General features: G+C 67.0%; 22 protein-coding genes. 10 read left to right on the plus strand and 12 right to left on the minus strand.

The window, feature by feature from the left end; translation table 11 throughout:
• Nucleotides 1-66: 66 nt before the first annotated feature.
• Nucleotides 67-1,620, minus strand: coding sequence for a phytoene desaturase family protein (locus ABD231_RS27035; protein ID WP_344157840.1), 1,554 nt, complete (start codon nt 1,618-1,620; stop codon nt 67-69).
• A complete protein-coding gene (locus tag ABD231_RS27040; RefSeq protein WP_344157843.1) occupies nt 1,617-3,098 on the minus strand; it encodes an FAD-dependent oxidoreductase in 1,482 nt (493 codons plus the stop codon). Before ABD231_RS27040 ends, ABD231_RS27035 begins: the two co-directional genes overlap by 4 nt.
• A 91-nt stretch (nt 3,099-3,189) precedes the next feature.
• On the opposite strand from ABD231_RS27040, the gene ABD231_RS27045 reads away from it, so the two are divergent.
• Entirely contained in the window at nt 3,190-3,642 is a 453-nt protein-coding gene (locus ABD231_RS27045) for an SRPBCC family protein (protein ID WP_344157846.1), read from the plus strand.
• Between the two features lie 57 nt (nt 3,643-3,699).
• On the opposite strand, the gene ABD231_RS27050 is transcribed toward ABD231_RS27045, so the two are convergent.
• Nucleotides 3,700-4,257, minus strand: a complete 558-nt coding sequence (locus tag ABD231_RS27050; RefSeq protein WP_344157849.1) for a hemerythrin domain-containing protein — start codon at nt 4,255-4,257, stop codon at nt 3,700-3,702.
• Nucleotides 4,258-4,414: 157 nt separating this feature from the next.
• On the opposite strand from ABD231_RS27050, the gene ABD231_RS27055 reads away from it, so the two are divergent.
• The 3 genes from ABD231_RS27055 to ABD231_RS27065 are packed head-to-tail and all read left to right on the plus strand — an operon-like array spanning nt 4,415 to nt 6,904.
• Nucleotides 4,415-5,242, plus strand: coding sequence for a SigB/SigF/SigG family RNA polymerase sigma factor (locus tag ABD231_RS27055; RefSeq protein WP_344157852.1), 828 nt, complete (start codon nt 4,415-4,417; stop codon nt 5,240-5,242).
• A gap of 20 nt (nt 5,243-5,262) precedes the next feature.
• Nucleotides 5,263-6,033, plus strand: a complete 771-nt coding sequence (locus ABD231_RS27060) for an endonuclease/exonuclease/phosphatase family protein (protein ID WP_344157856.1) — start codon at nt 5,263-5,265, stop codon at nt 6,031-6,033.
• A 10-nt stretch (nt 6,034-6,043) separates the two neighbouring features.
• Nucleotides 6,044-6,904, plus strand: a complete 861-nt coding sequence (locus ABD231_RS27065) for an alpha/beta fold hydrolase (RefSeq protein WP_344157859.1) — start codon at nt 6,044-6,046, stop codon at nt 6,902-6,904.
• Between the two features lie 21 nt (nt 6,905-6,925).
• Here ABD231_RS27065 and ABD231_RS27070 read toward each other — a convergent pair whose 3' ends face one another.
• Nucleotides 6,926-7,153: a hypothetical protein gene (locus ABD231_RS27070; protein WP_344157861.1), complete on the minus strand. Its 228-nt coding sequence runs from the start codon at nt 7,151-7,153 to the stop codon at nt 6,926-6,928.
• Nucleotides 7,154-7,280: 127 nt separating this feature from the next.
• Here ABD231_RS27070 and ABD231_RS27075 point away from each other — a divergent pair, with 127 nt between their 5' ends.
• The 3 genes from ABD231_RS27075 (at nt 7,281) to ABD231_RS27085 (ending at nt 9,432) form a co-directional block, all read left to right on the plus strand.
• Nucleotides 7,281-7,592 carry an ArsR/SmtB family transcription factor gene (locus ABD231_RS27075; RefSeq protein WP_344157864.1) on the plus strand — a complete coding sequence of 104 codons (312 nt, stop codon included), beginning with the start codon at nt 7,281-7,283 and terminating at the stop codon, nt 7,590-7,592.
• Between the two features lie 2 nt (nt 7,593-7,594).
• On the plus strand, nt 7,595-8,326 hold the full coding sequence (locus ABD231_RS27080; RefSeq protein ID WP_344157867.1) for an SRPBCC family protein: 732 nt from the start codon (nt 7,595-7,597) through the stop codon (nt 8,324-8,326).
• A gap of 122 nt (nt 8,327-8,448) precedes the next feature.
• Nucleotides 8,449-9,432 carry a helix-turn-helix transcriptional regulator gene (locus ABD231_RS27085; RefSeq protein ID WP_344157870.1) on the plus strand — a complete coding sequence of 328 codons (984 nt, stop codon included), beginning with the start codon at nt 8,449-8,451 and terminating at the stop codon, nt 9,430-9,432.
• A 48-nt stretch (nt 9,433-9,480) separates the two neighbouring features.
• Here ABD231_RS27085 and ABD231_RS27090 read toward each other — a convergent pair whose 3' ends face one another.
• Nucleotides 9,481-11,688, minus strand: a complete 2,208-nt coding sequence (locus tag ABD231_RS27090) for a M4 family metallopeptidase (protein ID WP_344157873.1) — start codon at nt 11,686-11,688, stop codon at nt 9,481-9,483.
• Nucleotides 11,689-11,992: 304 nt separating this feature from the next.
• On the opposite strand from ABD231_RS27090, the gene ABD231_RS27095 reads away from it, so the two are divergent.
• Nucleotides 11,993-12,739 (plus strand): SDR family NAD(P)-dependent oxidoreductase, encoded by a 747-nt coding sequence (locus tag ABD231_RS27095; RefSeq protein WP_344157876.1) that lies wholly within the window; start codon nt 11,993-11,995, stop codon nt 12,737-12,739.
• A 1-nt stretch (nt 12,740) separates the two neighbouring features.
• Here ABD231_RS27095 and ABD231_RS27100 read toward each other — a convergent pair whose 3' ends face one another.
• The 5 genes from ABD231_RS27100 to ABD231_RS27120 form a co-directional block, all read right to left on the minus strand.
• The gene (locus ABD231_RS27100) at nt 12,741-13,658 is read right to left on the minus strand and encodes an NADP-dependent oxidoreductase (RefSeq protein ID WP_344157879.1); all 918 of its coding nucleotides are present in this window, start codon (nt 13,656-13,658) and stop codon (nt 12,741-12,743) included.
• A gap of 91 nt (nt 13,659-13,749) precedes the next feature.
• Entirely contained in the window at nt 13,750-14,163 is a 414-nt protein-coding gene (locus ABD231_RS27105) for a cupin domain-containing protein (protein WP_344157882.1), read from the minus strand.
• A complete protein-coding gene (locus tag ABD231_RS27110; protein WP_344157885.1) occupies nt 14,160-14,372 on the minus strand; it encodes a hypothetical protein in 213 nt (70 codons plus the stop codon). The genes ABD231_RS27105 and ABD231_RS27110 overlap by 4 nt, the downstream gene beginning before the upstream one ends.
• A 94-nt stretch (nt 14,373-14,466) precedes the next feature.
• Entirely contained in the window at nt 14,467-15,858 is a 1,392-nt protein-coding gene (gene pdxR, locus ABD231_RS27115; RefSeq protein ID WP_344157887.1) for a MocR-like pyridoxine biosynthesis transcription factor PdxR, read from the minus strand.
• Nucleotides 15,859-15,939: 81 nt separating this feature from the next.
• Nucleotides 15,940-18,132 (minus strand): RICIN domain-containing protein, encoded by a 2,193-nt coding sequence (locus tag ABD231_RS27120; protein ID WP_344157890.1) that lies wholly within the window; start codon nt 18,130-18,132, stop codon nt 15,940-15,942.
• A 151-nt stretch (nt 18,133-18,283) separates the two neighbouring features.
• Between ABD231_RS27120 and ABD231_RS27125 the strand changes: the two genes are divergently transcribed.
• On the plus strand, nt 18,284-19,279 hold the full coding sequence (locus ABD231_RS27125) for a LacI family DNA-binding transcriptional regulator (protein WP_344158234.1): 996 nt from the start codon (nt 18,284-18,286) through the stop codon (nt 19,277-19,279).
• Nucleotides 19,280-19,283: 4 nt separating this feature from the next.
• Here the strand turns inward: ABD231_RS27125 and ABD231_RS27130 are convergent, their stop codons facing one another.
• Both ABD231_RS27130 and ABD231_RS27135 read right to left on the minus strand, forming a co-directional pair.
• Nucleotides 19,284-19,946: an alpha/beta fold hydrolase gene (locus ABD231_RS27130; RefSeq protein WP_344157893.1), complete on the minus strand. Its 663-nt coding sequence runs from the start codon at nt 19,944-19,946 to the stop codon at nt 19,284-19,286.
• Between the two features lie 79 nt (nt 19,947-20,025).
• Nucleotides 20,026-21,003: an NmrA/HSCARG family protein gene (locus ABD231_RS27135; RefSeq protein ID WP_344157896.1), complete on the minus strand. Its 978-nt coding sequence runs from the start codon at nt 21,001-21,003 to the stop codon at nt 20,026-20,028.
• Nucleotides 21,004-21,100: 97 nt separating this feature from the next.
• Here ABD231_RS27135 and ABD231_RS27140 point away from each other — a divergent pair, with 97 nt between their 5' ends.
• The gene (locus ABD231_RS27140; RefSeq protein WP_344157899.1) at nt 21,101-21,592 is read left to right on the plus strand and encodes a MarR family winged helix-turn-helix transcriptional regulator; all 492 of its coding nucleotides are present in this window, start codon (nt 21,101-21,103) and stop codon (nt 21,590-21,592) included.
• Nucleotides 21,593-21,671 lie beyond the last annotated feature (79 nt).

The following is a 21,671-nucleotide window of genomic DNA, read 5'->3' on the forward strand; positions in this document are numbered from 1 at the left end:
CCAATCCTCCCTCACCGCGAGGAATGTAATCGGGTACCGGCAGGTAGGCGAGTCCGGCGAAGCCGGCTATCCGGCGTGGAACAGGGCGGCTCGGGCGGCGTTGGAGCCGCAGGCGCCGTGGACTCCGCCGCCGGGGTGGGCCGAGGCGGAGGCCAGGTAGAGGGACTTGATGGCGGTCTCGGCGCGGCCGAGGCCCGGCATCGGGCGAAGGAACAGTTCCTGGCGCAGGCCCGACGTACCGCCGTTGACGGCGCCGCCGACGAGGTTGGCGTCGCGGCGTTCGAGCTCGACCGGGCTGAGGATGCGGCGCGCGGTGATGTGCTCGGCGAACCCTGGCGCGAACTGCTCGACCCGGGCCTCGATCCGATCGGCCATTGCTTCGGCTTCGGCGTCGTCCCAGCGGCCGGTCAGGTCTCCGCCGGCGTCGCCGCGCACCTGCTGTGGGACGTGGGTGTAGGCCCACGCGGACTCCGTACCGGCTGGGGACCGCGAGGGATCGGCGGCCGTCATCTGTCCCATCAGCAGGAACGGCCGATCCGGGATCCACCCGTCCGCCAACTGCTTGGACCACCTCCGCAGGTCCGGTACCGAGTCCGCGAGATGGGCCGTTCCGGGCGTCAACTCCGGCTTGTCGCGCCACGGGATCGGTGCGTTCAGCGCCCAGTCGACCTTGATCGTGCCCGGATCCCAGCGGAACGCCTTGAGCCGCTGATCCACATGCCGCGGCAGGTCCTCCTCGGCGATGAGTTCCCGGTACAACGCCGGCGCCGAGACATCCGCGAGGATGGCCCGGCGCGCGCCGTACTGGGTCCCGTCATCAGTCCGTACGGCGACCGCGCGGCCGCCGCGGATGATGATCCGGTCGACCCGTGCCTGGCAGACGGTCTTGCCGCCACGAGCCGCGAACCGGTCGGCCAACGCGCGCGACAACTCGCCAGCACCACCGCGCGGTACGGGATAACCGTGCTGTTGCGCGATCATCACCAGCAGCCATCCCATCAACCCCGATCCCGGCGCGTTCGGCGCGATGTCCGCGTGCTGCGAGTTCGTTGCCATCAGCATCTTTGCGGCCTCACCCGCGAACCGCCGGTTGCCGACCCACTGGACCGGCCCGAGCAGTACCTGCAGGCGCTTGAATCCCCTTGCCCCCAACAGCTCCCGCAGTACGCCGAGACCTGCGCGCACGGGCGGAAACGGGCTCAGCAGCGCGTCGATCACCGCGGGGCCGACGCGTTCCCAGTCGCCGTACAGGTCGAGCCAGGCCTGACCGTCACCGGGGTGCAACGCATCGAGCGCCGCCGCCGTATAGGCCGGCTCGGGGTGCACAAGAGCCCAGCCGCCGGTCGACAACGGGTTGCCGACCGGAGACGGAGCATTCGACCACTCCAGCCCATACTCGTCGAGCCTCAGACCCCTGATCGTCGGCGAAACCGCAGCCAAGGGATAGAACGAACTGAACGTGTCGTGCACAAAGGCCGGATCAACATCCCGCGAACTCCGCACCGCGCCACCGACCGCGTCGTTCGCCTCCAGCAGTACGACGTCCCACCCAGCATCAACCAGCAAATTCGCCGCCACCAGCCCGTTCGGCCCAGCCCCGACGACAACAGCATCACTCATGGTGTGGCCAGGGGGTTGGTGGCGGGGCCGTCGAGGACCTTGCCGTCGGGGGTGAAGCGGGAGCCGTGGCAGTTGCAGTCCCAGGTGGTGTCGCCTTGGTTCCAGCGCAACGGGCAGCCGAGGTGCGTGCAGACCGGTACCACGGTGTGCAGCCGGCCGTCGTGATCGCAGGAGGCCCCGACGGTCTTGCCATCGAGGTCGTACAGACCGCCTTCGCCGACCTCGACGTGGTCCAGCCCGCCGCCGACCAGTCGGCGTACGTGGCCGGCGACGAGTTCCTTGCCGACCTTGAGGTTGTCCTTCACCAGCGTGGCAACGGAATGGGCGTCGCCGATCCGGCCTGCGTCGTACAGGGCGCCGAACTCGTTGTCTCGCTTGAGGATCAGATCACGAAGGATGCCTGCGGCAATGGTTCCGTTGCTCAGTCCCCATTTGTGCATGCCGGTGGCAACGAGGAGCGGCGAGCCGGGTGCCTTGCCGACGTACGGAAGGTGGTCCGGGGTGCTGTAGTCGTGGGCCGACCATCGGTACTCCGGTTCGAGTCGCGCGTTCCACAGCGAACCGGCCCAGTCGGCGAGGCTGCGGTAGGCGGCATCGGTGTCGGACTGGTCGCCGACCTCGTGACCACTGCCGACGACGATCAGCCCGTTCGGACCACCGCCCGGCCAAGGTCTGGTCGATCGGGTTGGCCCGTCGGCCGAGATCGCCGTCCCGGTCGGCGCCGCAACCGGAAGCCGGACGGCAATGCCGTGGGACTGTTGCGGGCGGGTCCGGGCGAAGTAGCCACCGAGAGTCCCGAACGGGAGCAGCGTCGCGACCACCGCATGGTCCGCGCGGATGACCGCGCCGGGCTCGGTCTTGGCCTCGATCCCATCGTCGAGTTCCGTCACCCGGGTGTGCTCGAAGATCCGCCCGCCGGCCGCGATGAACGCCTCCGCCAGTCCAGCGAGATAGCGAGCGGGATGGAGCTGGACCTGGTTGTCGAAGCGGACGACCCCGGTCGTCTTCACCGGTAGCTCCAGCTCGGCCGCGAAGCTCGCCGGCAACCCGAGCTCGGCTGCGACCTCAGCCTCTCGCCGGAGATCTGTGTCCTCGGTGGCGTAGACGAAAGCAGGAGCGCGGATGAACTCGCAGTCGATACCGAACCTGTCGACCAGTGCCGCGACCCGTTCCACTCCAGCCTGATTCGCCATCGCATACTGCCGAGCCACCTCGACACCGTGCCGGTCAACCAGCTGGGCGTAGATCGCGCCGTGCTGCGAGGTGACCTTCCCGGTCGTGTTCCCGCTGGTCCGCGCGCCGATCCGATTGGATTCGACAAGCACGACGTCGGCGCCCTCCAGTTGGAGTTCCAACGCCGTGGTCAGGCCGATCACCCCACCGCCCACCACCAGTACGTCGGTACGGCGGTCGGCGCCGATGCCGTCGTACCGGGGCATGTTCGCAGTGGCGAGCCAAACGGATGCGGAGGTCGTCATACCCGTTCGGTACCCACGCGGGAATCAACCAGCCGATGACGGGCACCGGGGTCGGCGATCACAGAGTCCATCACAGCTTGGAGGAATGGCGATGAGCACGATCACGCAGTCCATCGATGTCGAGGTGCCGGTGACGACGGCGTACAACCAATGGACGCAGTTCGAGTCGTTCCCGCAGTTCATGGAAGGCGTGGAGGAGATCCGGCAACTGGATGCGACGCACAACCACTGGGTGGTGAAGGTCGGTGGGGCGACGCGCGAGTTCGACGCGACCGTGACCGAGCAGCATGCCGATGAGCGGGTGGCGTGGAAGTCGGACTCGGGTCCGCAGCACGCCGGGGTCGTGACGTTCCACAAGCTGTCCGACACCACCAGCCGGGTGACCGCGCAGATGGACATCGATCCGGAGGGCTTCCTGGAGAAGGTTGGCGACAAACTCGGGGTGGTCGAAGGTCGCGTGAAGGGCGATCTCCAACGGTTCAAGGAATTCATCGAGGAGCGCGGCGGCGAGACCGGTGGCTGGCGCGGCGACGTACCGCGGTAGTTGCTCCAATCAACGGATCCCCCACCTGCTGAGGTGGGGGATCCGTTGCGGAGTGGCTCAGCTTTCGCCTGCGCTCTCGACCTTCTTCTTCAGCTCGTCCTTGGACAGACCCGAGGTGCCGGAGATGTCGGCGTTGGCGGCCTGCTGGGCGAGCTGGTCGCGGGTCATGTCGCCGGGCTGTTCGCCGAGGTGTTCCTTGCGGCTGGCGGCGAACGCGTCGCCGAGTTCGGCTCGGCGCTGATCGGACAGGTTCGACCGCATTCCGGGCAGAACCTTGGTCTCTTCCTCTTCGACGTGGTGGGTGACCGCGTCGACCAGGTTCTGCAGGACGGTGTCGAAGTTGGCCGATGCCGGGTCGGTCGCGGCGAGCTTGGCCAGCAGTTGGTCGGCCTCGATGTGCTCCTGCTGGCTGTGCGACACCTCTTCCTTCTCGCCGGCCTCCGCGGCGGCCACCGGGTAGACCTCGGCCTCCTCGGCTCGGCTGTGTGCGGTCAGCAACGTCGTCAGTACCGGCAGTAGGTTCGGGCGCTTCTCCGGGCTGTTCTTGAGTTCTTCGAACAGCCGCTCGACCTCACGGTGGTCCTGCAGGATCAGGTCCACGACGTCAGCGGACATCGTTGCCTCCTTCGCTCGATGAGATGACGGCGCCCCGGTACCCAGCCGAAACCCGCCGGTTCGCGCATGAGATCGGAGCAGGTGGGTAATTGAGAGCCATTCTTTGACCGCGGTCCAGATGCGTGCCGCGCCGTGACGTGAGTGTCGCGAGGTCAAAATGACTGTTTCTGTGAGTAGTTCTCAGCAATTGGCGCCGATGGAGTGTTCGTCGGCAGCGGATCGGGCCGCCCGGGAGGCGGCGACGGTCGAGTTGTTCGAGCAGCGGGGCCGGACGACGGATCCGGCGGAGCAGCAGCTGTTGCTCGAGCGGATCGTGGAGCTGAATCTGGAGATCGCCCGGGGGATCGCGCAGCGGTTCCGGGGGCGCGGCGTCGAGCAGGAGGATCTCGAGCAGGTGGCGTTCGTCGGCCTGATGAAGGCGGCAACGAACTACCGGCTGGACGCCGATACACCGTTCATCGGATACGCCGTACCGACGATCAGAGGCGAGGTACGGCGGTACTTCCGCGACTCGGCGTGGACCGTCCGGATCCCGCGGCGGTTGCAGGAGTTGCAAGGGCTCGTGTCGGCGAAACTGCCCGACTTGGAGCAGGAGCTGGTCCGCGAGCCGACAACCGAGGAACTGGCCGCGTATCTCGAGGTCGACGTCGCCGAGATCGAGCAGGCGCTGGCAGCCAAGGGCTGTTTCAACACGCTGTCGCTGGATCGGTCGGCCGAGGACAACGGGTTGAGTCTGGCCGACCTGGTGCCGGATCAGGAGGACACCGCGGTCAGCCAGTTGGAGGCAGTGGACATGCTGCAGCCGATCCTGGAGGACCTCGGCCCGCGCGAACGCCGAATCCTCGAACTGCGGTTCATCGAAGGCTGGACCCAGTCCGACATCGGCGCCGAGATCGGCGTCAGCCAGATGCAGGTATCCCGCCTGCTGCGCCGAACCCTCACCACCTTGCGCGAACGCCTGACTCCCTTGCAGGCAGCGGCTTGACGGTGAATCAAGTCCGGGTGATGACGTGGAATATCTGGTGGCGCTTCGGCCCTCGCTGGCAGGAGCGCCAACCAGGCATTCTCGCGACGATTCGCCGCTTCACGCCCGACATCGTTGGACTGCAGGAGGTGTGGGGTACGGAGGATGGAACGCAGGCTGATGAGCTGGCCGATGCCTTGGGCATGTATGCCGCGTTCGCCGCGCCCTCGTACCCCGCGCCGCCGGACGAATCCGAGGTCGAACTGGGAGTCGCGCTGCTCAGTCGCTGGCCGATCACTCAGTACGACGCCATCGCGATGCCGTCTCGTCATCGGGCGTGGGATCCCGTCGTACTGAAGGCTGTGGTGGAGCATCCGGCCGGGCCGTTGCCGATTCTGGTGGCCTGTCTGGAGCACGCGACCACCTACAGCGACGATCGCTTGGCTCAGGCCGCGCTATTGGCCGATCTTGCGACCGACCCCTCGAGCGACGGACCGTGCCCGTCGCTGGCGATCGGCGACCTCAACGCCGCGCCCGACAGCGCCGTACTGCGGCCGATGCGCGACGTACTGATTGATGCCTGGACGGGGGCTTCGGATGCGATCACCTTGCCGTCCAGCCATCCGTCGGCTCCGCTCGAAGCTGGGCCAGAACTGGTTGATCAGCGCATCGATCACATCTTCTACCGACCGGGCCACGAGGATCAGCTGGTCAACGTCGAGTCGGCGACGATCTGCGGGGATGCGTACGACGGTGTCTATCCGTCCGATCACCGGCCGGTCATCTGCGACTTCCGCTGGCGCGATCGATAGGAGACGGCTCGTGTTCGAGGGCTTTCAGCTGGATCGGATCGGCGGACTGCGCGTGCGGCATGGCGGCTCCGGGCTGCCGGTCGTGTTGCTGCACGGACATCCCAGGACACACACGACGTGGTGGCAGGTCGCGCCCGAACTCGCTCGGGAGTTCACCGTGGTCTGCCCGGATCTCCGCGGGTACGGCGAGTCGCACAAACCGCCTTCGGATGCGACCCACACGCCGTACTCGAAGCGATCGATGGCCCGCGACATCACTTCGCTGATGTCTGAACTGGGCCATGAACGCTTTGCCGTGGTCGGTCATGACAGAGGCTCGTACGTCGCCTATCGGACCGCACTGGATTGGCCGGACCGGGTCACCAAGCTCGTCGTGATCGACGGGGTCCCGGTGGTCGAGGCGTTGGAACGGTGTGACGCCAAGTTCGCCGCGGACTGGTGGCATTGGTGGTTCTTCGGTCAACTAGCGAAGCCGGCGGAACGGGTGATCTGCGCCGATCCCGAAACCTGGTACAACGCCTGGACCTCGAACGGCCCCGACCAGCTGGGACCCGAGAACCACGCCGACTTCCTCGCGGCGATCCGCAACCCGGCCACCGTGCACGCGATGATCGAGGACTACCGCGCCGGCCTCGGCGTCGACCGCCAAGCCGACGAAGACGATCGCGCAGCCGGCCGCCAGCTCACCTGTCCGACCATGATGTTGTGGTCGACGCGGGACGACATCGAAGACATCTACGGAGATCCCTTGCAGGTATGGCGTTCCTGGTGTCCGCAGATCGTTGGCCACGGCATCGACTCGACCCACCACGTCGCGGAGAACGCGCCCGCCGAGCTGGTTCGCAGCCTGCAAACCTTCTTACGAACCTAGCCCGACGGGCGCCCGTGCGGATCAGTTCCACCAGTAGAAGTGATAGCCGCCGCCCTTGTAGTAGATCTCGCCGACGATGTAGTTCTTCACGAACCCGTAGTCGTACCACTGCGCCCAGCACGCGTCATAGTCGTAGCCGCAGGCAACCTCGCCTTCGGCCTGCACTCCCGCCTGCGCCACGGTGGCCCCACCGCAAGCCACCGCCACAGCCATGGCCGCCACCGCGATCATCCGTCTGCCCGTTCTCATCACTCCGCCCTCCAGCCGTTGGTCACGCCTTGCATCTCAACCGGTACCCACGGTGATAGCCGCGAAGCATGCAGTAGACGGGTACATGCTCTTGCGGTTATATAGCTAACTGGGTATGTTGGCGTGCGTGAGCGTTCCCTTCGCGGTCCTGGCCGAGCCGAGACGGCAGCAGATCCTCGAGTTGCTGCGGCAGCGGCCGCGCCTGGTCGGTGAGCTGACCGACGAACTCGGTCTCAGCCAGCCCGGTGTCTCGAAACACCTGCGCGTACTGCGTGAGGCAGGGCTGGTTGGTGTGCGGCACGACGCGCAGCGCCGGTGGTACGAACTGAGGCTGGAGCCGCTGCGCGAACTGGATACCTGGCTGCATCCCTACCGCGTCCTGTGGAACCGCGCTCTGGACGACCTCGAAGAGCACCTCGACACCATGCCGGAAGGATGACGATGGCGAACGAAAACCTGCGGAAGATCGAGGGCCGCTCAGTACTGCGCATGGAGCGGCAACTGCGGCATCCACCCGAGAAGGTCTGGCGCGCACTGACCGATCCGGCTGAGCTGATCCACTGGTTCCCCGCGTCTGTGCAGCTCGAGCCGCGGATCGGTAGCCGCGTCGAGTACCAGATGGACGGCGAGCCGGGCGGCGACGGGCAAGTGCTCGAGTTCGATCCGGCCCGAGTGTTCGCCATCACCTGGAGCGGCGAGGTTCTCCGCTGGGAGTTGCTACCCACCGACGACGGCTGCCTACTGGTCCTCACCCACACCTTCGACGACCACTTCGGCGCCGCAAGCTTCGCCTCCGGCTGGACCCTCTGCCTGGATGCCCTGGACCAACGCCTCCTCGGCAAACCAACCGACATCGCCCCAGACACCGGCGAACTCCACGACCGCTTCCTGGAACTGCTCAACCTCAACCAAGGCACGGCCGAACAAACCCCAGACGGCTGGACCATCCGCTTCGAACGCCAACTCACCCGCCCCGCCGACACAGTCCGCCCCCTGCTGGCGTCGTACCAGGATCCCGACGTCCACTACGAACTCACCCAGGGCACCGGCCACGGCGCCCGCCTGGTCCTCACCCAAACCGGCCTACCCACCCCAGACAAAGCCCTGGCCACCTGGCGCGAACGCCTGAACGCCCTCGCCACCAACCTACTGAAGACCCCGCCGGCCGAGTAGGGAATCGACGACGCGACAGACAGTGACGGTCCAGGCGGCCTTCGTGACGCGGGAGCTTATCGTTTAAGTTCTTGCCGCCCCGGCCCTCGCGCAGAGGCCGGAGAAGGTGGTAGGACGGCCGCATGCAGTTGTCATCAGCACCATTCCTCTCGGCCGCCGCGGAGCCGCTTTACCGGGCCGCCGTCGCGGGTGGGAGGACGTGTCTGGAGGACCTGGCCGAGCGTGCCGGTATCGACTGCGTCACTGCTGAGCACGAGGTGCAGGTGCTGGCTGCCATCGGTCTGCTCGAGGTGAGTGACGGGGTGATCGAGGCGATCGCTCCGCGGATGCCGCTGGAGCAGGTGGCGGTCGAGCATGCGAAGGCCGCTGACGCCGCTCGGCGGCTCGCCTCGGTCTTCGCGGACATCTGGAGCGAAGCCGGCGGTCGGCCGAACTTCGTGGAGGTCATCGCCGACGAGACCCGGATCAATGCGGTCGAGGCCAAGCTGATGGATGACACGGCCGCTACCGTTGACGGTTTGTGCATCGGCCCCGTGTCACCGCGGAAGGTACAACCCGGGATGAAGATCCCGCGGCCCGAGGTGGCGGTCGGGTTTCTCGACGCCTTGGCGCGCGGCGTCCGGGCGCGCGGCTTGTACGGCGTCACGGTTCTCGAGGACTTCGAGGGGCTGGCCGCGGTTCACCAGTGCATCGCGGCCGGGGAGCAGGCGCGGGTCTTCGCGCAGGTGCCACTCAACCTGATGGTGTTCGACGACAAGCGTGCGTTGATCACGGTGCCCGGCCAGGAAGGCGCACGGCGTTCGGCCATCGTCGTCCACGAGTCCGGCCTGCTCGACTGCTTGGTCGGCCTCTTCGACATCTTCTGGCAGATGGGCGTGCCGCTGTCGGCGGAGTCTCAGGTGGTCGACGCGCTGGGTGGTCCCGGTCCGGAAGAACAGCAGCTGCTGTCCTATCTCGCTGCGGGGCTCACCGACGAGGCGATCGCCCGCGACCTCGGGGTGAGTGCTCGAACGGTCGGCCGGCGGATCGCTCGGCTCGAAGAGGTGCTCGGCGCCCACAGCCGATTCCAGCTGGCCGTCCAGGCGAGTCGCCGGGATTGGATCTGACCTACGGAACGGCTCCGGCGCACTACGCCGGAGCCGTCCGTTCAAGGGTTACTCGGACACGGTTGCGGTGAACGCGCCGGATCCGGAGTCGGCCTTCACCACGATGCGGTAGGTACCCGCCGTGTTGTTGTAGGTGAACGACTCGTCCGGGTTCGGGGTGATGCCCTGGGCAACTGTCGTCCAGGACCCGAACCGCTGCTTCTGCAGGTAGACGTCGAAGTCGGCGCCGGTCGGCCCGTCCAGGCAGACCTTGAGCTGACCCGCGTCACTGTCGGTGAAGGCGGGGAACGTCTTGCTGCCGCCCGAGGCGAGGGTGCCGGTGTACTTGAGCTGGCCGGTGCACGTCCCGCCACCGCCGCTGGTGGAGACGACCCAGGAGAACGACACGCTGGCCGTCTTGCCGGCGGCGTCAGTGACCTTCGCCGTCACCGACGAGGTGGCCGCGGTGGTCGGCGTACCGGAGATGAGGCCGGTCGACGCGTTGACCGTAAGGCCGGCTGGGAGACCCGTCGCCGACCACGAGTACGGCGTCGTACCGCCGGTCGCGGCGAGCTGCAGCGTGTCAGCGGTCCCGACCGTGCTGGTCTGCGAACCGGGGTTGGTGACCGCAGGGGCGCCGGGCTCGGGGTTGCCGGTGCCACAGGTCTCGGTCGTCGCCGCGACGGCGATGGCCGTGTACGCCTTCTCGACCGCCAGGCACTCGGCCGAACCCTGGCCGTACAGGTCCTTGGCGGACTTGATCGAGCCGGTGCGGGCGTCGGAGTACTTGCTCGACGACGTCAGGTAGGTCGCCAGCGTGCGGTACCAGATCTTCTCGGCCTTCGCGTGACCGATGCCGGTCACGGCCGCGGCACCGGAGCAGGTGGGGGAGTCGTAGTTCTTCCCGTTGATCGTCTTGGCGCCCGAGCCCTCGGACAGCATGTAGTACCAGTGGTTCAGCGGGCCCGACGAGAAGTGCGGGTCGAGGCTGCCGAGCGTCGACGACCAGCAGTCCTTCGACCGGCCGTCCTTGCTGGGCTTGTCCATGTAGCGCAGCGGCGTGCCGTTGCCGTTGATGTCGATCTCTTCGCCGATGAAGTAGTCCGGTACGTCGTTGGGGTTGTTCACGTAGAACTCGACCGCGGTACCGAAGATGTCGGAGTTCGCCTCGTTCAGGCCGCCGGCCTCACCGCTGTACACGAGTCCGGCGGTGTTCTCGGTGACACCGTGGCTCATCTCGTGCGCGGCGACATCCAGCTCGGTGAGCGGGGCGGCGTTACCCGCACCGTCGCCGTACGACATCTGGGTGCCGTCCCAGAACGCGTTGACCATCGCGTTGGCGAAGTGAACGCGCGAGCGGGCGCCGCGGCCGTCGTTCCAGATGCCGTTCCGGCCGAGCTGTGTCTTGTAGTACTCGAAGGTCTTCTGCGCGCCGTAGAGCGCGTCGACGGCAGCGGACGCACGGTCGGACTGCGCCCCGGTGCCCCACTTGTCGTCGGCGTCGGTGAAGAGGTCACCGTCGGGGCCTTCACCCGTGTTGGGGTCGCCCTGGTTGTGTACGTCGGTGGCCGTGTTGCCGGCCGCGTCGCGCATCTCGAAGCCGCCGCCGGACTTGGCAGTGGTGTCGATGGTGACGTTGCCGACGAAGATGCCGTTGCCGGTACCGGTCTTGATCTCGTCGTCGCTCAACAGCACGGCGCCGCTGTTGGCGTCCACGTACGTGTGCAGCCGGGTCGGAACCTGGTTGGCGCGAATACCGGTCGTCAGTACGTCGTACGCCAGCTTCGGGCCCTGGTCGGTCACCAGGACGACCAGCTCGTTCGCGGCGGCCTTCTCGTCCTTGGTGGCCTGCGAGGCGGCAAGACCCTTGGCCTGTGCCGTCTTCTTGGAGACCTTCGGGGTCCGCGACGCGGGCGCAATGCTCTTGCGGCCGAGGTTGTACGTGACCTGTTCGACCGAGCCCTTCGCGTCCTTGTGGGCGACCAGGTCACCACCGATGACACGGAGCCCGTCGAGGGTGCGCTCGTACCGCACATGCTTGCCGCCGTCGGCATCCTCGAGGACAGCCTTGACGGTCAGCTTCTCACCTGATGCCAAGCCCAGGGCGGACGCACTCGCCGAAGCACGCGCCTGCTCGTCGGCAGTCAAGGACTTCGGCTCCTGGGCGACAGCGCCGGGGGGAGTCTGGTCGGCGTTGGCCGAGAACACCGGCACCATCACCAGCCCAGCAGCGAGGAGGCCGCTGACAGCGGCCACCCTGGTCTTGGTTCGATTCACAACTGCTCCTTAGGCGGAGGCCGACGATCAGCCGACCTGACACGCGCCGGCCGCGGAGGGGCAACGGCAGGCGCTTGGGGTGCTCCGAGTTTGGGCACCCCGCCTGAGCAGTGGAAGACGTCACGTTGTCGGAGATCGGCACCGCCGATTTACGACATCACCTCGAACTCCGGACATCGTTGCCAACGGCACCCGCCCGGACGATTGGTTCCCGTTCTGGGGGCACAAGTGGCCCCAGAACGCCGGGGAGATCCGGGTTAGCGTCCAGCGGTCGGAGAGACAACGACCAAAGGGAGTGATCGACATGTCGGGACCAACAGCGCTGATCACCGGCGGTACCAGTGGGATCGGGAAGGCGACCGCCGTGCTGCTGCACGAGCGCGGGTACCGGGTTGCTGTTACGGGGCAACGTGCGGAGGGTGCTGCCCGGGCGCGCGAGGAGCTGCCGGGAGATGTCCTGGTGCTGCAGGCCGACGTACGCCGGCTCGCTGCGATCGACCAGGCTGTTGCCGAAGTCGGCGCACGATTCGGGAGGCTGACGACGCTGTTTCTGAATGCTGGTGTCAGCCGTCCGATGACACTGGAGACTTTTGACGAAGCTGACTATGACGAGGTGTTCGCCGTCAATACCAAGGGACAGTTCTACACGCTGGCCAAGGCATTGCCGTTGTTGTCCGACGGAGCCTCGGTCATTGTCACTGTGGGGATCGGGGCGACCCGCAGCCTGACCGGCAACAGTGTCACGGCCGGGTCGCATGGAGCGTTCCTCGGCATGATCCCGACACTTGCCCACGAGCTCGCGCCGCGCCGGATCCGAATCAACGCGGTCAGTCCCGGGTTCACCGACACCCCGATGACGCGAGCCTCACTCCGTCGAATGTCCGATGATGCGGCCGCAGCGATGACGGCTATCGCGGCGCAGAATCCCTTCGGTCGGCTAGCTGAGCCTGAAGACATCGCCAAGACCGTTGCCTACCTGGCATCGGACGACGCCGCCTACGTCACCGGCCAGGAGATTCTGGTAGCCGGTGGCGCAGGACTGGCCGTCTGACTCAGCCGCGGACGAGGATGATGGTTTTGCCCTTGACCCGTTCGGTCGGGTTGAAGGCGGCGACGGCGTCGTCGATGGACGCGACGTTGCCGATGATTGTGCGGAGCCGCCCGTCTCGCACCCGCTGGGCGATCTCGCCGAGTTGGGCGCGATCGGCCTCGACAACGAAATCGATCGCCAGACCATCAGCCGGCCGCGTCTCGGCGGGACCGGCGATGGTCACCAGCGTTCCGCCCGCACGAACCAAGCTCGCGGACTGCTTCTGCAACTCCCCGCCGAAGATGTCGAACACCAGGTCGACCTCACCGACGTCCGCCAGCGAGTCCTGCTGCGGGTCGACGAACTCGTGCGCACCGAGATCCAGCGCGGTCTGCCGATCACCGGCACGCCCGGTACCGATCACATACGCACCTGCCTCGCGAGCGAGTTGCGTCACGATCGAGCCGACCCCACCTGCGGCGCCGTGCACCAGCACGGTCTGTCCCACCTGAATCCGGCCGTACACGAACAGCCCCTGCCAGGCGGTCAAACCCGAGATCGGCAGACTCGCACCCACCGTGAAGTCGATGTCACCCGGCAACGGAGCGAGATTACGTGCCTCCACTGCGACGTACTCCGCCAGTGTCCCGTCACGAGTCCAGTCCGTCAGGCCGAACACCCGCTGGCCTACGGACAAACCCCTCGTGCCGTACCCGAGAGCGCTGACCACGCCGGCGACCTCATGCCCCGGAACCGACGGCGTACGATCCCGGCCGAGCCGGTCGGTCCACGTCCCGTCCCAATCCAATTCGCCCGTAGTGAACCCCGATGCGTGAACCTCGACCAGCACATCGTTACCCGCTGCCTCCGGCAACGGATGGTCCACCAACTTCATCCCGGCCGTCCCCGCGGCCTGATCCGACACCACGATCGCCTTCATTGCGTACCTTCCTGTCTCCAGCCAGTGCTTGAACGCTACTCGCTCGCACCGCCGAAGCTGGGTCCACTTCGGGTCCCCGAACAGGAACCAATCAGTGCGGATCGTTGGTCTGCAACGAGTCACCGGTCGTGGAGACGTAGACGACCAGCAGCTTGGCCGGGTCGCTCTTGCTGGCATTGGCCGCAACGACGTGATGGGCTCCCGGATCCTCGAACCAGTTCTCGCCCTGGCGGTAGGTGATCCCGGGATTGGCGTCGACCTGGCTGCGCACACTGCCTTTCAGCACGTACGCGTACACGAAGGCCTGCCCGTGCCGATGTGCCGGTGCCGCCGCGCCCGGCGCGAAGTCGACGATCTGCGACGTGAACGTCTTACCTTCGACAGTGGGCAACGCTTGCTGCAAAAGAACATTCACCGCCGGTGGCGACGGTTCCGCCGTACCGGAACTGCAGGCTGTTGTGCTGATCAATGCGGCGACGATCAGTAGCTGTCCAAGGGGTTTCATGCCGACTGCCTCCGCTCGAAGATGCTCTCGATGCTGAGGGCAAAGGAATCCACAGGCGCAAGCGCCAGCAGCAGGGCCGTCGACGCGGCGCCGAACACGGAAGCGCTGAGCGGCGCCTCCCAACCCAGGAACAGCCCCATCGACAAGCCGAACGTGAGCAGCAGGCCGGTGGCCAGGGCAAAGCGCGCGAACACGGTCGCGACGACCATCAGATCTCCTTGCAGACAATGGATTATCAGTTCCGAGGCTAGCCAGCTCCTGGCGCCGTACCTGAACCATTTGAGACCTGCGAACGGGAACCAATCAGCGCAGCGCCCGCACCAACGCGTCCAGTGCCCCCGACCAGCCGCTGGCCGAAGGCGCGGCGAACCCGACGACCACACCGTCACGACCCGAGGTGCAGCCAGGGTTGCGGAACAGATCGAGGGGTTCGATCGCGACCTGCTCCCGGGCGGCACGGCGTACGAGTTCTGCCCCGCTCACACCGGGTTGCTCGAGCAGGACGTGGAGTCCCGCCGCCATCCCGGTCACGCGGGTCGTGGGACAGTGCCGGCTGATTGCCTCCAGCAACTGCTCGCGCCGGCGCCGGTACTGCGTCCGCATCGCCCGAATGTGCCGGTCGTAGGCCCCCGACTCGATGAAGTCGGTCATCGCCAACTGGCTGACGAACCCGACGGATTCCTCCGCCCACCCCTTCTCCGCGACGATCGAACCGACCAGCCGATCCGGTACGACGAGCCACCCCAGCCGCAACCCCGGAGCCAGGGACTTGCTCGCGGTCCCCAGGTACACCACACGATCGTGGTCCAACCCCTGCAACGCGCCCACCGGCGACCGGTCGTACCGGAACTCGCCGTCGTAGTCGTCCTCGATCACCAACGTGCCCCGCCGACGCGCCCAGTCCACGACCGCCGCCCGCCGGTCGGACTGCAACGCCACTCCGAGCGGGAACTGGTGCGACGGCGTGAGTAACACCGCTCCCAGATCCGGTATCTCATCCAACGCGGACAGGTCGGCACCGTCGCCGTCAACAGGAAGCAGAACAGGTTCGATCCCGGCCTTCAGCAAGGCCGGCCGCTGGGTGTGCAGACAGAACTCCTCGATCGCCACCCTGGTGACTCCGGCCTTCACGAGCACCGCAGCGATGAGCCGCAGGGCCTCTGCGGCCCCACTGCAGACGACGACGTTGTCCGCAGCTGCCCGCAGCCCCCGGGCCCGCGCAAGGTAGCGCGCAACGGCGTCGCGCAGTTCGCTCCGGCCGTGTGGATCGAGGTATCCGAACGCCTCGAACGGTGCGTTCGTCACCGTCCGCTTCACCGCCCGAATCCACTCCTCCCGTGGAAACGACGAGAGGTCGGGCCACCCAGGTCGCAGATCGTGCACCAGCCGCGGCCGCGGCGGCGGAACCCGCGGCCGCGCCCGCCTCCCCGCAAGTTCCTCCGATCGCTGCGACACTTCGGTCCCCGACCCGTGCAGCGCCGTCAGCCAACCTTCGTTGATCAGCTCCGAGTACACCCGAACGACAGTGCTGCGCCCGAGCCCAAGATCGGCGGCCAGTACGCGGCTAGGCGGCAACCGAGTCCCCGGCGCCAACCGCCCGCTACGAATCGCCTCCCGAAACGAGGCCATCAGCCCCGCACGAACGTTGCGCCCAGGTTGGCCGACAGACCCCAGATGCAGGTCAAGACCCGACACCCGGGGACCGTGGGCTGCCGACTCAGTCACAGCGAACAACAATACGGCCTGGTCTACGATCGCCCCGGCTGGGCGTTCCCGCTATGTGATGGTCCAGTGCTGGAGGTCGGAGTTGGTGTCGGCTTGCTGGGTCACCTTGGCGCCGTTTGTTCCGGCAGCGGTGGTGAGCAGAAGGCCGGTGTGCACGGACTTCAGGGTGTAGTTGCCGTTGGCAAGTTTTGTCGCGATCCAGCGCTGGTTGGCGCCGTTGGTGCAGCTCCATTGGATGACGGCCGTACCTGCGCTGGTCGCGCCGCCGGCCACGTCTGCGCACAGACCGGAGAAGTTGTTCTTCAGGGTGTAGGAGCCGTCGGCCTGCTGGGTGAAGGTCCACTGCTGGTTGGTGTCACCGTGGGTGGTCCAGGTGATCAGCTGAGTTCCGGTCGCCGTACTGCGGTCGGGATCGTCGAGCGCCTGCCCACCGGTCGAAACAGTATGTACGCCGTTGAGATTCTGCGGCGCGGTTCCGACTGCGGTGAGCGCGAGGGTCTGCTCGCCCTTGGTGCGGGTGCCGCCGACGGTGTTACCGGTGGCGTTGGTCCAGTCCCGGGTCGGCGTGGTCTCGGCGAGACGTCCGGACTCGGCCGACAGCGCGAGGACCAGGCCACTGTGTCGGTTGACGAAGCGGAAGGTCCCGTCGGTGTTCTTGATCAGCCACCACTGCTGACCCACGGTCGCGCCGGCCACGGTGGCGGTCGGCTGGGCACCCCAGGCGCGACTGGTCGTCGTACCGGAGTCGACGCCCAGGGCGTTGCCCGTCGATGCGTTGCGGACCTGGTACGAACCGTCGCCGACGGCAACGAAGTACCAGCTTTCGAGGGCCGACCCGGACGCCGTACCGGCCGAGGTGGTGGCCGTGCTTCCGGATTTCTGCGCGAGGACCCGGCCGTCGCTGTTGGCGATGCGATAGGTCTTGGTCAGGTCGACCGGTGCCGCCGCGGGGGCGGTCGAGGTGATCGTCAGGTTGACGTACTCGCCGGACTTGCCGCCGGAGCAACCGAAGGAGCAGTACGAGCGGAAGTCCTTGCCGATGATGGTCGAGCTGGTCTTGTTCGCACTGTCGAGGAACCAGCGGTACCACGAGGCGGTGGTGTAGCTGCCGGTGTCACCGATCTCGTGCCATTTCTGGCTGGTCAGGTCGTCGGTGACGTAGAAGTGCTGCGGCTCGCTACCGTCCTGGTTCACTGCCTGCGGTTCGCCGATGTAGAGGCCGAGGTAGGCGTTGTAGGCGATGTCCAGCACGAACAGCGGCGAGGTCGGCGACAACTTGCCGGCAGCAACCTGTTGGGCGGCGGTGCCGGTGTTGTCCGGGTTGTACTCCTTCGCGAGCGGCGTGTAGCCGGTGGGGTTGGCGGCATCCACCGGCACCAGGTTGCTCTCTCGCCCGCCGACGCCCGGTTGCGACCAGGCGCCGTCGTACCACTTCTGCCAGGAGCTGGGCGCCATCTTGGCCGACATCTTGGCCCGGGCGACATGCTGCCGGAAGTTCTTCCAGCTGCCGCCTTTGTCGACGATCCGCGAGCCGTAGTACACGTAGAAGTAGCCCGACGCCGTGTCGACGAACAGTCGCTGATCGCCGTCGCCGTACGAGTAGGTCTGGTTCGGGAAGGCCGTGGTGTCGTTGCGCTTGGTGCTGTACGGCGACGTGATCACGTGGCTCTTGATCGTCCAGGTCTTGCCCTGGTCGGCCGAAACGGCGTAGTCGATCGCGTCGTAGTGCAGGCCGTCCCCGAACGGCTGCGGAGTGAACTCGTTGTGCACCAGCCCGTACCAGTCGCCGGTGTCCGGGTCGACCCACACCCCGGCCAGATCGCAGTAGTTCTTCTGCGAGTAGCTCGAACCGCTCGGGGCGAACGTCGACTCCAGGCCGGTGGGGCTGTTGTTGCACCGCCACGTGGTGTCGTTGTTCTTGTCGTTGGCGTTGGCCGGGTTCACCGCGTTGCTGAGCGCGCTCGACTTGGTCGCGGTGTCGAGGTTCGTGCCGGTGTAGAAGTCCCATTTGCGCGGATCCGAGGCGCCGTACAGGGCCGCGGACTGCTGGAAGTAGAAGGTCCCGTCCTTGTCGATGTACGTGCCGGCTGGGGTGTCGGTGGGCGTCGTCCAGTTGCCCTTGGCGCCCACGGTGATCGTGTACGACGCGCTCGGCGGCGCCGCGGAGGCAGCCGGGCCGAGACCGCCGGCAGCAAGGGTCACGGCCACCATGGCCGGTACGGCAATCTTCCGGAAACGCGACATCGGAACTCCTCGGGGGCGATGGGTTGCCGGAACCCTAGGGTTCATTTGACCGGTAAACAAGACCCGGTGCACCTTGACTCCATCCCACGACGGTCAGATACTCGACAATTCAGTTGACCGGTCCAACAGATGAGGGTCGCCCGTGGTGACGATGCAGGACGTGGCCACCCGTGCGGGTGTCACCAAGCAGACCGTGTCGAACGTGGTCAACGGCCGGGCCGCCGTCCGCCCGGACACCGCAGCCCGTGTCCGGGCCGCGATCGCCGAGCTGGGCTACCAGCCGAACCTGGTCGCCCGCTCCCTGGCGACCGGTACGACGATGACTGTCGGGCTGATCGTGCCGACCGTCGCCAGCCCGTTCTACTCGGAGATCGTCGAGGAGGTCGAGAATGTCCTCGACGAGCACGGCTACCACCTGGTGCTCTCGACGACACGGGCCGACGGCGATCGCGCGAAGCGGCAACTGGCCGGGTTGTCCAGCCGGCTCGTCGATGCGCTGCTGATCGCCGGCGACCGCGACCTGACCGACCCGCTCGCACTGCTGCCGGACTCGCGGTTCCCGATCGCCTTGTGTGCCTGGGAAACCGAGATCCCGGATTCGCTGCCGGTCGTGACCATCGACTACGAGCACGCCGGTTTGCTGGCCGGCAAGCATCTCCGCAGCCTCGGCCACCAGCGGGTCGCCGCCGTGGTGGAGCTGCCGACCCATGAACGGCGGCTGAGTGGTCTGCGCGCGGCCTTCGCGCGGCACCGGCTGCGGATCAGGGACGACATGGTGTTCGCGCCGACGGAGGCCACCCCGGCCGGAGGGTTCGCCGCGGCACAGGCAGCGCTGGCCGCCGATCCGGGGCTGACGGCAATCTTCGCATCGCATGACCTGCTGGCGCTGGGAGTGCTCGAGGCGGTGAAGGAGTCCGGCCGATCAGTGCCCGGCGATGTCTCGGTGATCGGGTTCGACGACACCGCACCCGTTGCGCTGACACACCCGGCACTGACCGCGATCGCCGTACCGGCGCGGCAGATGGCCCAGCAGGCAACCTCCCTGTTGCTGCGGGCCATCACCGACGGCACGCCCCCGGTCAACTCTGCTCAGCTCCTGCGCACCTCACTCGTGATCCGGGACAGCACCGGACCAGCCCGCCGATGAACCGCTACTTGGTCAGGATCGCGAGCAGATCCTCCGGTGCTTCGAGCATGACGTTGTGCGCCGTCGGCAGCTCGTGGACCTCCCACGCCGGGTCGACGCGCAGACGTTCGTACTGGCTGCGGAACGGCGTTGCCTCCCACGCCGACGCGTAGATCAGTGTGCGCCGCTCGACCCGATCCAGGCCATCCCCCAACTCCAGCCGCTGGAGGAACGACGCGACCGGATGCGGCCTGGTCCGCGGATCCGCTCCGATCCGCGGCGCGACTGTCCGTCCATCGGCTTCGGCTCCGGTGATGATCCGCTGCCGGTACTGCTCGTTCGCCAGCGCCCACCACGAGTCGCCGTCGGCCGGCACGAACGCATCGCAGAAGACCAGCCGCTCGATCGACCGCACCGACCTGTCTGCAGCCCCCGCGACGACGAACCCCGCGTAGCTGTGACCGCACAACGTGATCGGGCCGGGTCCACACGCCTCCAGCGCCGCCAGCGCCCGATCGATGTGGGTGTCCAGGTTGGCGGACGCACTGCCCGGTGCCGGCTCTTCCTCGAGACCATCCAACGTCACCGCCACCGCCTCGTGCCCATGAACGCGAAGGCCCTCGGCGATCTCGTCCCACACCCACCCGCCGTGCCAACCACCCGGCAGCAACACATAAGTCATCGTCATGCGGACCACTCTCGTCGGAGTGCCCACTGTCCGGCTATCGACAGAATGCCAACTTGTGCCCACTCGCCGCCAAGCTCGGCTACTTCACTGCAGCCCGCAGCTCACCTTTGTGCAGGTCAAGCCAGGTGTCGAAGGACTGCAGCTCCGGGTGGAGCTTACGGACGTCGTCGAGGTTGCGGTTGCCGGTGAACTCTTCGTGGTTCTCGGCGTAGAACTGGAACATGTTGCTCATCTCGATGGCCATCGGGAAGGGGTAGGCGCGGAACTCGTCCCAGGTGGCGGGTTGGTAGGTGACGGGCTCGTCCAGTACGGCGGTCAGGTGGTCGGCGTACTGGTGGCCGGTGAGGTGGTCGCCGGCGATGCTGATGGTTTGGTTGATGAGGTCGGGGCGCTTGAGGATTTCCAGGGCGGTGCGGCCGATGTCGGCGGAGGCTACGCCGGAGAGGGGCTTGTCGGACATGGGGAAGGTGAGGGTGAGAGTGCCTTCGGCGTTGCGTTGGGGCTTGAGGTCCTGGAGGAAGGCGTCGAAGTAGAAGGTGGTGCGGAGGTAGGTGGTGGGGACGCCGGTACGGCGGAAGATGTCGTCGGCCTCGCCCTTGGCGTCGAAGTGGGGGACCTTGTAGCGGCCGTCGTCGAGGCTGGGGACGTCGGTGCGGTCGCCGAAGAACGGGCGGGTGTCTTCGAGGGTTGACCAGACGACGTGTTGCACGCCGGCGGCCTTGGCGGCGCGGGCGGCGTTGGTTGCCTGGTCCAGTTCCATCTCGGCGCGGGTGCGGGCGGCTTCCTCGGCGGAGGTGCGGTCGACCCAGTAGTTCGTGACGACGAAGGCGCCGTACACGCCGTCGAAGGCGGCTCGGAGGCTGGCCTCGTCGTCCAGGTCGGCCTCGACGACCTCGGCGCCGGCGGCGGCGAGCTTTTGCGACGACGGGGACTGCGCGTTGCGGGTCAGCGCGCGGACGGCGAACGCCCCGGAGGCGTCGTCGAGGATGGCGCGGACCAGGCCGCCGCCCTGGGTGCCGGTGGCTCCGACGACGGCGATGAGCTTGCGCTCGGTCATATCTGCTCCTCGGGAAGAGTTAGGTTGATGTGTCAACTCGAAACCGATGATAGCTCGTTAGGTTGATGTGTCAACCGGGTCGGGTACGATGGTGGCTGTGGGAACAGGACCGTGGCTCGACGACGACGAGCAGAAGGCGTGGCGCAGCTATCTGCTGATGCACAAAACGCTCGAGACGCACATGGAGCGGCACCTCCAGCGCGAGTTCGGGTTGTCCAAGTCCGACTTCGAGATCCTGGTGAATCTGTCCGAGGCGGAGACCGGGCGGATGCGCGCGTTCGAGCTCGGGCAGGCGACGCAGTGGGAGAAGAGCCGGATGTCCCACCACCTGACCCGGATGGAGAAGCGCGGGTTGGTACGGCGGGAGTCGTGCGACGCGCGGTATCCCGAGGTCGCGATCACCGACGAGGGCCGAGCGGCGATCGAGGCGTGTGCGCCGGAGCACGCGGCCCGGATCCGGAAATTCTTCGTCGATGTCTTCGGCCCGGAGCGGTTGACCACGCTGGGGGAGGCGTCCGACGAGGTCGTCGACACCATCCGCAAGCATGAGGTGTCCGACTGCCCGCCGGAGGTCCGGGGGCACTGCTGACCTGAGAGGCCGTGCTCAGGGAGTTCTCAGCAGAACTTGATGCTCGCTTGAGGGTCTCTTGGAGTGCGGCTGAGGCGCG

The sequence above is a fragment of the Kribbella yunnanensis genome (assembly GCF_039529655.1).
Classification (GTDB): domain Bacteria; phylum Actinomycetota; class Actinomycetes; order Propionibacteriales; family Kribbellaceae; genus Kribbella; species Kribbella yunnanensis.